Below are 11,762 nucleotides of genomic sequence, written 5' to 3'. Positions count from 1 at the left end.
TTATCTCTCAACACTTCCAGATTGGTTTGAGCAAACTTTTGTTAGCAGACTAAATGATCGTAATAAGGGAGCGATAGTTCTAGTTATGCAGCGTCTTCATAGTGATGATTTATCCAGTTATCTACTTAATAGTAGCAATTTATGGCATCATTTGAAAATTCCAGCTATTAGCATTCAAGATTACTCCTTTAAATTAATGAATAAAGAATATCAATACCTTAGCGGTGAGATTTTAGATAGCTATAAAGAACCTCTTGATTGCTTGGCAAAGCTGGAGCAGGAAATAGGTAGCTATAATTATAATGCCCAATATTTGCAAGAACCTATAGCTAGGGGGTCATCTTTGCTTAATATGGAGGATATTAGCTTTTATGAAACTCTACCTGAGAAGTTTGATTATTTTGTGCAAAGCTGGGATACGGCAATTAAAATTTCTGAAGATTCCGATTATAATGTTTGTACTATATAGGGGATTCTTGAGCAGAAATATTATCTAGTATCATTAGTACGGAAAAAAATTAATTATCCTGAGCTTAAGAATTTGACGGAAAAATTAGCTAGAGAATATCAGCCAAAATTTATATTAATCGAGGATAAAGCAAGCGGTCAACAATTGATACAAGATATAGGATTTTTAGGCGATAATATTAGAGTGATCGGGATTAAGCCAAAGCTCGATAAAGTTACAAGATTCGCCTCGGTAGTTCCTTTATTTCAATCAGCTAGTGTTTTAATACCTAAACAATCAAGCATAATTTTAAAGGAATTACTGAATTTTCCCATATTAAAAATGACGATATAGTGGATTCCGTTAGCCAGTTTTTGAATTTTATAAAGGATAAATCGTTTAAATATCCTGCAAGGATTAGGAGTATACTTGTTTAATTTGAAAAATTGGCGTCGTTGCTTCTCGATTTTAATCCTCACGTAGTAGTCCTACGCTGCGGTTAAAAGTTCTGAGGCGCCTTGCTCTTTTCTAAATTAAACTTCGTCTAGCTATCAGATAAAAATAGTTGCTTTTTTGAATGGATGTTGGTAGTATCACATCTTGTCATCCCGCGAGCTTGTAGCAGGATCTAGTCTTTTTTAAATTATTTTTTCTGGATACCGTGGTCAAGCCACGGTATGACAGCTTTGGCTGGGTAGCAAAGTGGTAATGCCGTGGACTGCAAATCCTCTATTCGTCGGTTCGATTCCGACCCTGGCCTCCAATATAAAAATTAACACATCTTATGGAATTTATTTCGCAATTCCTAGAAATGCTCTTAGCTGAGCGAGCATTATCAAAAAACTCCATACTTAGCTATAAGCGTGACCTATTCGATTTTCAAAACTATCTTGCTAAACAAAAATTATCCGAATTAAATATTATCACAGAGCATGTTAGAGATTGGATTGAGTATCTAGCAAGCAATGATTTACAAGCACGTTCAATAAACAGAAAAATCTCAACTATAAAAAGTTATTATGAGTTTTTAATTAGCGAAAACCATACCGCTTTTAATCCTGTTCTTAACGTAGATTTACCGAAATATCAAAATAAACTTCCCGAAATATTGTCTATAGATCAAATTAAATCGTTACTTGAATATTGCTCGCAAGATAATTCTTCTGAAGGTATACGGCTTAATGCTATGATTCATTTGCTTTATGCTAGCGGTCTTAGAGTCTCAGAACTTGTTAGCCTTAAGCTTACTGATATTCTGACTAATAAAACTTCTAAAGGAGAAGTAAGAAAAATATTTTCGGTACTTGGTAAAGGCAATAAAGAAAGAGTCATAGTAATAAATGAACAGGCAGTTATCTCTATTGCTAAATATCTTGCAATTAGAGATGTTTTTGTGAATAAAGCTAAACCAAAAAATCTAATTTATTTATTTCCTTCATCAGCTTTAGCAGGTTATATGACTAGGCAAAATTTTGCAATTCTGTTAAAATCTGCTGCTCTTTATGCCGATCTTAACCCTGAACATATTTCTCCTCATATATTACGCCACAGCTTTGCAAGTCATTTACTTGAGGGCGGAGCAGACTTGCGTGTTATTCAAGAGTTACTCGGTCATGCTGATATATCAACTACCCAAATATATACTCATCTTCAAACTAATCATCTAAAAAAAGCATTATTGCATCACCCTCTTAACAAAAATTAATTTATCTTAATTTTTTATAAAGTGCTTGCTAATATTTTCTAACTAAATATAATAAGCCTTTTTAATTTAAGGAATAAATTATATGAAGCTAAAAGAAAATATACTCTCTTGTATTAGTAAACCTAGAGAAATTGAAGAAAAATATCCTAGATTAGCTCAAAAGAAAGAATCAGGATTCAATGTTTATTCCGGGTTAGGTCAAAGAAACTTAGAAAGAGAAGAATTATGTGATGAAGCATCACATAATTTAGCAAATTTAGTTATCCAAGAAATAGATAACGAAAATTTTGATTTTGGGATTTTACAAAAGATGCAGCAGGCTTTTAGCATTGCAAGTAAGCAAAAACAAAGAAAAGCTTTTATAAGTTTTTTAGATAAAGAGCTTAATAAAGAGCAATTACATAAAATCAGTCAAGCAATAATGGAAAATGCAGATGAATTAATGCCGGATGATGATCCTAATTTCGTTTGTCGTACTCCTAATAATAAAGTTTTTCAAGAAATATTATTATTGCAAGCAGAAAGAAACAATTTTGCTGTAGAAGTTGATAAAAAAGGAACTTTAAAAATCAACTTTCCTAGCAAGATACTTGAACTTTACAAGTTATTAGTAGATAATTTTTATTTGAAAAACTTTGAAAAAGAGGAATTGCAGAAAAAATTATATCAGGAATTGTTCCATGATTGTCAAATTCCTTTTGAAGAACTAATTGAAAAAGAGGAATTGCAGAAAAAATTATATCAAGAATTGTTCCATGATTGTCAAATTCCTTTTGAAGAATTAATTGAAGAAGTAAGTTTTTTTGAAAATTTTATTGAATGCTTAAAAGAATTTTATATTAAAAATAGCTTAGCACAAAGCATAATGTTTTTACTTGTAAGTAAATATATCGAAGAACATGATGTAGCAAAAGAATTATTTAAGTCAGAGAGGTTTAAAAAAGTAAGTGAATTAGAAAAATTTAAACCATACTATGATATTAATAAGGGCGATGAAGTAGATAGATATGTATTTAATTCTATATTAAATGATGTAGAAGGTGTTTATATTAGCAATTTAGCATCTTCAAATATATTAGAGCTAGTAAATCATAGTCAACCAGATGGTGAGATAGTATCAATAGAAATTCTAGGAAATAGCGAAAGTTCAGTATGACTTTCTAGATACTGTCTTAAAGTTTTGATTATAAATATAGTAAAAACCTCTAGAAATTAATTTAATCTATCATTAATATTTAAATAATTATAAGTTAGATTAATATTAAATATGGCTACAAAAAATAAAAAAGAAACAGTGAATACTGAAACAAAAAATTTAGCAAATTTAGTTATCAAAGAAATAGGTAACGAAAATTTTGATTTTGATGTTTTGCAAAAGATGCAGCAGGCTTTTAGTAATGCAAGTAAGCAAAAACAAAGGGAAGCTTTTATAAGTTTTTTAGATAAAAAGCTTAATAAGGAGCAGTTACATAAGCTCAATCAAGCAATAATGGAAAATGCAAATGAATTAATGCCGGATAATGATCCTAATTTTGTTTGTCGTACTCCTAATAATAAAGTTTTTCAAGGAATATTATTGTTGGAAGCAAAACGCTCAGGTATGAAAGCAAAATTTAATGATAAAGGAGAATTACAATCTCTTGATGTAAAAGATATAACCCAGGAAATATTAGATCACTATCGTATTTTACAAGAAAAATTTTATCCTAAAAGGAATTCTAAAGATTTAGTAGATAGTAGAATAGCTCAAAGTATTAATTTTTTATTATATGCTCCACTTTTTCGAGAATCAGAAATATATGAGAAAATATATAAAAAATCACCGGAAGAAGCATTGAAAATAGAAGGAGGAATAGCTGCTCCTAACGGTAAGTATGTTAAACAATTATTAGATGCTAAAGTAGGAACTAATATACATTTTAATACCAAAGAAAATTTAGAAAATAAAACAAGTGAAGGAAAAGAGACTAAGATATCTTCAATAATTGAAAAAGCAATAACAACACTCAAGAAAGACAAAAAGGTAAGTATTGAAGATAAGAGACGAGAAGAAATAAAAAGGTATTTATCTAAATCCTTAGAAGGAGCTTCTGATTATATATTAACATTCAAAAAAAATGATTTAGTAGATATAATACATCAAGAATTAGATAAAAGACAAACTTGGTAGTCAAAGATTGTTAATTATATAAGTATAAAATCATATTCCATTTCTAAAGAAAATCTTGAGAAAATAGGAAAAATAGTAAATAGTGAAATTAAAAATTCTCATACTTCTTTAAAGGTAGAAGTACAAGAACAGTTAAAACAAATCTCAAAAGAGTTAAATAGATTAAATAATCCGGTATTGCCGTCAGAAGCTAAAAATGTTCAGGCAAAATCCAAAAAAACCGCCTGTTCCTCCAAAACCTGAACATCTCAAAAAAAGAAATCATGGATTATAATGTCATTCCTAGCTAAAAGCGGGAATCCAGAAAAAAAGTGAAATTATTTGAGCTTTTAATTTTAAAATTTAGTACATTTATATTTTTTAATGACTAGATTCCCGCCTACGCGGGAAAGCATTGTTGCATGGACCAATTTCACCTTTGTCATCCCGTGGCTTGACCACGGGGTGACACATTGGGTTTTACCGGTCCATGCAACAACGCCACGCGGGAATGACATCGAACACGTTTAATGATCTATACAATAATAATTTATAATTTATTACTTCCCATAATATTGTAACCACAATCTACATAATGAATTTCACCGGTAACACCTTTAGATAAATTACTAAATAAATATACTGCTGCTCCTCCTACATCTTCTTGGGTAGTATTACGTTTTAACGGTGCGGTTGCAGCGTGAGATTTAAGCATAGTACTAAAATCACCTATTGCACTAGATGCTAGAGTTTTGATAGGTCCTGCCGAAATAGCGTTTACTCTAATAGTATTTTCTCCCAAATCGTTTGCTAGATATTTTACACTAGCCTCAAGTGCAGCTTTAGAAATTCCCATTACATTATAATTAGGTATAACTTTTTCAGCACCGTAGTAAGTTAACGTCACAATGCTTCCGCCGTCATGCATTAAGGCTTCTGCGGACCTTGAGAGCTCTAAAAGAGAGTAACATGATATATGTAAAGAATTATGAAAATTTTCTAAGCTAGTATCAACATAACGTCCTTTTAATTCATTTTTATCGGCAAAAGCCATACCGTGAAGTAAGAAATCGAAGCTACCCCATTTCTCTTTTATATCATCAAATAAATTACTAATTGATTTTGGATTCGTAACATCAAGTTCGCTAACAAAATTACAATCTATTTCCTCTGCGAGTGGTTTAACTCGTTTTTCTAATACTTCCGATTGATAAGTAAACCATAGCTCTGCTCCGTGTTTTTTAGCAAGCTGTGCAATCGCCCACGATATTGACATATTATTTGCAATGCCTGTAATTAAGCCTTTTTTTCCTTGTAGTAATCCTGTAGTCATTTATTTACTCATTATATTAAAACTTGCTGAAATGATAGCATGATGTATTATTTTGTAAACAAATAATCGATAAAAATGTATAAACCTAAAATCATATGTTTACTGCTAGGGATGTTAAGCGGTTTAGCTTTTGCTCCGACTTTCTTTATACCGGCATTATTAACATTATCTTACTTATGTTATATAGTTCAAAAATCCGAAAATTGGCAAGAAGCTGCAAAATTTGGTTATTTATTCGGTTTTGGGTATTTTTTAAGTGGAATATATTGGATAAGTATCGGTGTTAGCGTTTATATTGCAGATTTTTGGTGGGCAATTCCTTTTGCGTTATTTGGGCTACCTATAGTTTTAGCTTTCTTTATATCAGCAAGCTGCATGCTTAGTTTTTTTGCTAAAAATAATAAATATTACCAATTTATATTCTGTTTATGTTGGGTATTATTTGAGTGGATACGTTCATGGATTTTTACCGGTCTTCCTTGGAATTTGATCGGCTATGCTTTCTCGTTTTCAGATATTTTAATACAGCCTTTAAGTATAATAGGGATATATGGACTTAGTTTTATAGTTATATATATTTCTACATCAGCTTATCCTTTATTTAGCAAACAATTTACTCAGTTAAAAATATTACTAGCTAGTTCAGTCTTAATATTAACCGTAATTGTCATTTACGGAGCAGTAAGACTAAGTAATAACCCTACAAATTTCACTGATATAAAAGTACGATTAGTGCAGCCTTCAATACCTCAAACCGAAAAATGGAATGAAGAAGAATTTTGGCATAATTTAATGCTACATATTAATTTATCGGAAAATTCCGAACCCACCGATTTAATTATTTGGTCTGAAGCAGCATTAGTAGTACCTGATGATATACCGCAAGTTAAATCAGAATTACTAAAAATGCTAAATTCTACAAATGCTATTTTGATAACAGGAGGGATCTCGAATAATAAAAAACAAGGTGATGAGTTTGAACTTTACTCAGCTATGTATGCTCTTGATAAAAATGATCGTAAATTATTTGAATATCATAAATCACATTTAGTACCTTTCGGCGAGTATATGCCTCTTAAAAAGATACTACCGTTTAAAAAATTAACTCACGGTTTAATTGATTATAAAGAAGGAGACGGAGGCCTTGTTTATCTTGAAAAATATAATCTTAAAATTAAACCTTTAATTTGTTATGAATCTATTTTTTCTGATTTTGTACGGACGAATAATGAAATAGCCGATGTAATAATTAATATTACAAATGATGCGTGGTATGGTAAATCAAGCGGTCCATATCAGCATTTTCATATTAGTAGAAGTAGAGCCGTAGAGAACGGTTTACCTATGATTAGAGTAGCAAATAACGGTATTTCAGCTATAGTAGATCCTTTTGGTAGAACAATAAAAAAACTAAATCTAAATGAAATAAATTATACTCAAGGTTTAATTCCTAAAAAACTAACCTCTCCTACTATATTCTCGCAATTTGGTAATTTTACTATTCTATTACTCATCGTTTTTATACTTTTAATTAATTATTTATTAGCCTTGATTCTTGATAACTAAAGGGTTTTAGCATTATTATATTAAATTTTTAATAAAGTTGCTTGATTAAATATAAAGTAATATATATACTACATTTAAAATTGAATAGACTTTATTAATAATTAATTTTTAATAATTAAAGCTTATTGTTAAAATGAATGATTCAATAAAACATCCGGACAAACTCGCAAGTGAACGTTTAAAAGAACGATGTCTTGCTGTAGGTATTAGCCAAAAAGAATTAGGGCAAGCTTTAGATATTAGTGCTCTCCAAGTTAAAAAATATGAAGAAGGTTTAAGTAATATACCTATAAGTAGGTTATATGTTTTTGCAAAAGTTTTAAATACGCCTTTAAAGTATTTCTTTAATAGTTCTGAAGAAGAAAAGTTAAAAACTGACGATGAAAATCCTTCTAATAATAAAATTGAATATCTATTCAAAGAAATAGAAAGTGATTTCTTAAATAATATTGCTGAAGAAGAAGGGCAATATGAAAATGACGTCTCTTTTGATTATAAAGAATTATCAAGGACTATGGAAAGAGAACTTTTATCTTTAACTAGAGCATTTACTAGAGTACAAAATCCAAATATTAGAAAAATAATAATTGAACTTGTCAGATCAGTATCGATACCTTGTGAATAATATTTAAATTTTCATTGACTTAGCATTACCAAAGCATTAATTTTTTTAAAATTAATAATTGTTATGATAACGGTTTAACAGGTGAAGAGCCCCTAGTAAGCTGGACTGCAGGTCAAGATGTTCTATCGCAATTACTAGGGGAAGCAGTACTAGAACAAACAGAAAATACATAGTTTTTTTTAAAGGCTTTACTTTACTGGATTCCTGCTTACTCGGGAAAGTCTTGTTGCGTGGATCGGAAAATCCGTTCGGTGTCATACCGTGGCTTGACCACGGTATCCAGTTAAAATTAGTATTTGTTTATTATTTTTATGGACCCCGTGGTCAAGCCACGGGGTGACACAGTGGGTTTTACCGGTCCACGCAACAATGCCACGCGGGAATGACATAGAACAAAAACGTCTCGGTACTATAAGGTCAAGCCATGAGATGACAGAGGTACAATCGATCCACGTAGCAACTTTATACAATAATAACTTTTTGCAGAAGCGGTAATAACATCGAGGTATAGGCTATCTCAGGCAATTCTTTTAGGTAATACTATTTATTGGTTATTGACATAATCTTAAAATGGTGTTAAACATTAAAAATTAAGAGACTGTCTATAAATAAGTTTAATTAGTAGTTAAAGAGCTTTTTTAGCAAAAATTGATAAGATTTTTGAAAGAATATTATTTGTATTTCAAATAAATCTTACTATTTGCAGCAAAAAATAATTTAATTAGCCTTAAAATTTATTTACAGATAGCCTCTAAGGTAGAGCTTTCTTGACTATTTAGCTTCTAGTCAAAGAAAGATAAGTTTTTTGTCTTTACTTTATATTTCTACAGTTAAAAATATTTATGATATCTTTAAAGGTTAATAGTTTAATACAAAATTGGTTTTGGCGTAGATAATTTTTTGCGTTTATATGTTTGCTATATGCAAATTTAGATTTTGATTATTAAATTATAACTTATGACAGGATATTAAAACGTTTATCTCTAATATTTTTCAAAAAATTTTTTCTTTTTTTTTGTTTTATTTATCACAGCTGCAATTTATGCGGATCAAAAAAAAGTAGCAATTATTGTTCTGCTTGAACATGTTGCAATGACCGAGATTATATTGGGAATTAAAGAATCGCTAAAAGATATAGATGCAGAAATTATAGTTAAAAATGCTCATGCTGATTCTAATATTTTGCTTGCCATTGTAAAGCAAATAAAAGATCAGGATATTGATGTAATAATTCCCATCGGCATGACAACCAGCCAAACTGTTATTTCTCATATAACAAATAAACCGATTGTTTGTGCTGCTGCTATGATTAACAGTAAAAACCTACCTTTAGTTACCGGTGTTAACGATGAGATAAAAATCACCGACACCATTAGTAAATTACCTTTTTTACAGAATATCACTTTAATTTATAGCAGTAGCGAGAAAGTTATACCTGAAGTAGAAATATTAAAATTATATACTGGAAAAAACAATATTTCTCTGCACACGGTAATGATACAAAATTTAAATGATATGCCGGTCGCTGTAAAAAATGCTCCTGAAAATACGCAGAGTTTTGTAATTCTGAAAGATCATTTGGTAGTTAGCGGAATTAATATTTTAAAGCAAGAAGCATTTAAACGCCGTATTCCTATCATTGCTTCCGATGAAGGTTCGGTAATTAGCGGGGCAACTATTGCCGTAGGAGTGCAAGAAAAGCAAATAGGCGTAGAAGCGGGGTTAATGGCAAAAAAAATCTTGCAAGGAATAGAGCCGAAAGATATTCCATTTGAGGATATGCAAGACTTAACTTTATTTATTAACCTTAAATCATTTGTTAAACAAGATATTCTTACTAAGGAAAATTTATCCATACTTCCTTTTACTAAAAAAGAACTTACAGAGTAGTAACATGAACATTTTAGTTACTGCTCTTGAGCAATCCTTAATAATGCTGCCGCTTATTTTAGGGATGTATATAAGTTATCGAATCTTGAAAATTACCGATCTTACCGTAGACGGTACTTATGTACTTGGTGCGGCGGTGTTTGCCCGCACTATTTCATTGGGGTTATTTCCTGCATTAATATTTGCTGTAATATCAGGCGGAATTATCGGTAGCATAGTTAGTTTTATGCAGAAGAATAACCGCATTAACGGGCTTATAGCCGGAATACTTGCAAGTTTTATGCTTTATTCCGTTAACTTGCAAATTATGCAGCGTCCTAATATATCAGTTCTTGGTATGCCGACTCTGCTATCTATATTAGATCTCGAAAATTGGTTAGTGCCTTTAATAATAATTAATTGTCTTATTATATTTGCTGTTATAATTTTATTGAAAGGTAAGCTCGGTTTATTCCTTCGAGCTTTTGGTTTTAATAAAGATTTATTGATTAACTTAGGAAAACCTGCCGAGCTTTATCGCATGCTTGGGCTTAGCATAAGTAATGGTCTTGCTGCCTTAACTGGCACTTTATCGGCACAAATAAACGGTTTTGCCGATATTAATATGGGTTTTGGAGTGGCATTAGTCGGTATCGGTGCGATTGTCATAGGGCGGCATATTTTAATCCATGCTAATAATTTTAATGCGTTTAAAGAGATATTTTCTTGTTTTATAGGCATATTATTTTACTTTATTGCTTTGAGCGTTTTACTCCGAATTGGCATCGATCCCATAAATCTTAAGCTTATTTTAGGAATAGTGTTATTTATTTCATTGAGTACGGTGGGTAAGAAATAATACTTGTAATGTCATTCCCGCTTATGCAGGAATAACATAAAACGATCCATGCCACAAGACCCCGCTTTTAGTTAGGATGACATTAATCAATATAAAAACGATTAAAAAGACAAAATTATGAAATCTTATTTATATGCAGAAAAAATACAGTTCAAAGTTAAGGAAAGAAGTGAGCCTATAATTGCTGAAACTACTTTAAATATTGCTAAAGAAGAGTTTGTCGTAGTACTTGGGTCTAACGGTAGCGGGAAATCTACTTTAGCTAAAATACTTGCCGGTTATTTGAAGCCTACTAGTGGGAAAGTATTTTTAGATCAAATCAGAATAGATAAAATACCTAAAGCTCAGAAAGCTCGTACGCTGGTTACGCTAACACAAAAAGCTGAAGAGAGGCTATTTACCGAGCTAACGCTTAAGGAAAATATTACTCTGTGGGAAAGTAGGTTTCCTAGTAATGAACGATTAACAAGTAGTGAGGTGTTAGAGCTTACAGGCTCGCCTAAACGCTTTTTGCCTTTACTTTTACAGTCGCTCAGTAAATTTTCCGGCGGCGAAAAGCAGATTATACTCTTAGCACTTAGCATAGCTCATCCGCCTAAAATATTATTTCTAGACGAGCATACGGCAAATTTAGACCCAAAAGCTTCGCATGCAGTGATGAAAAAAACAGCAGAGATTATAGAGAAGCATAAGATAACTTCCGTTATGATAACGCATAATTTGGAAGATGCCGTAAATTACGGCAAAAGGATTATAGTCTTAGATAGTGGTAAGGTAGTACTAGACTACCTAAAACCACCGGGTTTTTCTTTAAAAAAACTTAAAGAGATTTTATAGTCCAAGGTCAATATCGCCGGCTAACTTAGTACTAAAAGCGTATTCACAAATATAAGTTGTTAATTCTTCTATTTTCGTTGGTGAGATATCAGTGTAGTATTCTAATGAATTCATAACTTTCATTGGATCTTCACCATTAAAAAGACGCTTTTTTATATCGGCAGATAATCTGTCTTCTGCTTTCTCTGTGCCACGAGTTGGTACTTGTGTAGAGTCACCGATACCGGTGCAGATGTGACCGCTACTGAAGCTATTATCGCTGGAGCTGCTACTTCATTATTACTATTAACTTTATAATTCCAAATTTTTTCCATCACTATCTCTTTTACATTATCTTCAATATCAGGATTACTAAATAATGGGAGTGTTGA

Annotated in this window: 10 protein-coding genes, 1 tRNA gene and 5 pseudogenes; 12 read left to right on the top strand and 4 right to left on the bottom strand. The window is 31.2% G+C overall.

The window, feature by feature from the left end:
• From SB78_RS11260 to SB78_RS06505, 6 genes and pseudogenes are all read left to right on the top strand, one after another.
• Positions 1-469: pseudogene (locus SB78_RS11260) on the top strand (phage terminase large subunit); the annotation flags it as partial.
• A gap of 72 nt (positions 470-541) precedes the next feature.
• Positions 542-802 (top strand): hypothetical protein, encoded by a 261-nt coding sequence (locus SB78_RS11255; RefSeq protein ID WP_241773815.1) that lies wholly within the window; start codon positions 542-544, stop codon positions 800-802.
• A 334-nt stretch (positions 803-1,136) separates the two neighbouring features.
• Positions 1,137-1,211 (top strand) — tRNA-Cys (locus SB78_RS06520).
• Between the two features lie 21 nt (positions 1,212-1,232).
• Complete coding sequence (locus SB78_RS06515; protein WP_041079541.1) at positions 1,233-2,153, top strand: site-specific tyrosine recombinase XerD; 921 nt, start codon at positions 1,233-1,235, stop codon at positions 2,151-2,153.
• Positions 2,154-2,235: 82 nt separating this feature from the next.
• The gene (locus SB78_RS06510) at positions 2,236-3,309 is read left to right on the top strand and encodes a DUF5410 family protein (RefSeq protein ID WP_041079540.1); all 1,074 of its coding nucleotides are present in this window, start codon (positions 2,236-2,238) and stop codon (positions 3,307-3,309) included.
• Positions 3,310-3,420: 111 nt separating this feature from the next.
• Positions 3,421-4,597, top strand: a pseudogene (locus tag SB78_RS06505) (DUF5410 family protein).
• Between the two features lie 61 nt (positions 4,598-4,658).
• Here the strand turns inward: SB78_RS06505 and SB78_RS10310 are convergent.
• Positions 4,659-4,820, bottom strand: coding sequence for a hypothetical protein (locus SB78_RS10310; RefSeq protein ID WP_199402836.1), 162 nt, complete (start codon positions 4,818-4,820; stop codon positions 4,659-4,661).
• Positions 4,821-4,852: 32 nt separating this feature from the next.
• Complete coding sequence (fabI, locus tag SB78_RS06500; protein ID WP_041079539.1) at positions 4,853-5,635, bottom strand: enoyl-ACP reductase FabI; 783 nt, start codon at positions 5,633-5,635, stop codon at positions 4,853-4,855.
• A 75-nt stretch (positions 5,636-5,710) separates the two neighbouring features.
• Between fabI and lnt the strand changes: the two genes are divergently transcribed.
• From lnt to SB78_RS11815, 3 genes and pseudogenes are all read left to right on the top strand, one after another.
• Positions 5,711-7,201: an apolipoprotein N-acyltransferase gene (gene lnt / locus SB78_RS06495; protein WP_041079538.1), complete on the top strand. Its 1,491-nt coding sequence runs from the start codon at positions 5,711-5,713 to the stop codon at positions 7,199-7,201.
• 133 nt (positions 7,202-7,334) lie between these two features.
• Positions 7,335-7,826, top strand: a complete 492-nt coding sequence (locus SB78_RS06490) for a helix-turn-helix domain-containing protein (RefSeq protein ID WP_041079537.1) — start codon at positions 7,335-7,337, stop codon at positions 7,824-7,826.
• 62 nt (positions 7,827-7,888) lie between these two features.
• Positions 7,889-7,999, top strand: a pseudogene (locus SB78_RS11815) (negative regulator of beta-lactamase); the annotation flags it as partial.
• A gap of 81 nt (positions 8,000-8,080) precedes the next feature.
• Here SB78_RS11815 and SB78_RS11585 read toward each other — a convergent pair.
• Positions 8,081-8,215 (bottom strand): hypothetical protein, encoded by a 135-nt coding sequence (locus SB78_RS11585; protein ID WP_277813937.1) that lies wholly within the window; start codon positions 8,213-8,215, stop codon positions 8,081-8,083.
• Positions 8,216-8,793: 578 nt separating this feature from the next.
• Between SB78_RS11585 and SB78_RS06485 the strand changes: the two are divergent.
• From SB78_RS06485 to SB78_RS06475, 3 genes and pseudogenes are all read left to right on the top strand, one after another.
• A pseudogene (locus SB78_RS06485) lies at positions 8,794-9,716 on the top strand (ABC transporter substrate binding protein).
• 4 nt (positions 9,717-9,720) lie between these two features.
• The gene (locus tag SB78_RS06480; RefSeq protein WP_041079535.1) at positions 9,721-10,554 is read left to right on the top strand and encodes an ABC transporter permease; all 834 of its coding nucleotides are present in this window, start codon (positions 9,721-9,723) and stop codon (positions 10,552-10,554) included.
• A gap of 117 nt (positions 10,555-10,671) precedes the next feature.
• Positions 10,672-11,391, top strand: coding sequence for an ATP-binding cassette domain-containing protein (locus SB78_RS06475; RefSeq protein ID WP_041079534.1), 720 nt, complete (start codon positions 10,672-10,674; stop codon positions 11,389-11,391).
• Between the two features lie 152 nt (positions 11,392-11,543).
• On the opposite strand, the pseudogene SB78_RS11250 reads toward SB78_RS06475, so the two are convergent.
• Positions 11,544-11,762, bottom strand: a pseudogene (locus tag SB78_RS11250) (hypothetical protein); the annotation flags it as partial.

Origin of the sequence: Rickettsia asembonensis (genome assembly GCF_000828125.2) — a bacterium.
GTDB lineage: Bacteria > Pseudomonadota > Alphaproteobacteria > Rickettsiales > Rickettsiaceae > Rickettsia > Rickettsia asembonensis.
Note: the sequence above shows the minus strand (reverse complement) of the source record. Positions and strands in the feature narration are given on the sequence as shown.

Bases quoted from the DNA above. Each gene is read 5' to 3' on its own strand.
- SB78_RS06490 (WP_041079537.1), top strand. From the start codon at position 7,335: ATGAATGATTCAATAAAACATCCGGACAAACTCGCAAGTGAACGTTTA.
- fabI (WP_041079539.1), bottom strand. From the start codon at position 5,635: ATGACTACAGGATTACTACAAGGAAAAAAAGGCTTAATTACAGGCATT.
- SB78_RS06480 (WP_041079535.1), top strand. From the start codon at position 9,721: ATGAACATTTTAGTTACTGCTCTTGAGCAATCCTTAATAATGCTGCCG.
- SB78_RS11585 (WP_277813937.1), bottom strand. From the start codon at position 8,215: ATGTCATTCCCGCGTGGCATTGTTGCGTGGACCGGTAAAACCCACTGT.
- SB78_RS06510 (WP_041079540.1), top strand. From the start codon at position 2,236: ATGAAGCTAAAAGAAAATATACTCTCTTGTATTAGTAAACCTAGAGAA.
- lnt (WP_041079538.1), top strand. From the start codon at position 5,711: ATGTATAAACCTAAAATCATATGTTTACTGCTAGGGATGTTAAGCGGT.
- SB78_RS06515 (WP_041079541.1), top strand. From the start codon at position 1,233: ATGGAATTTATTTCGCAATTCCTAGAAATGCTCTTAGCTGAGCGAGCA.
- SB78_RS10310 (WP_199402836.1), bottom strand. From the start codon at position 4,820: ATGTCATTCCCGCGTGGCGTTGTTGCATGGACCGGTAAAACCCAATGT.
- SB78_RS06475 (WP_041079534.1), top strand. From the start codon at position 10,672: ATGAAATCTTATTTATATGCAGAAAAAATACAGTTCAAAGTTAAGGAA.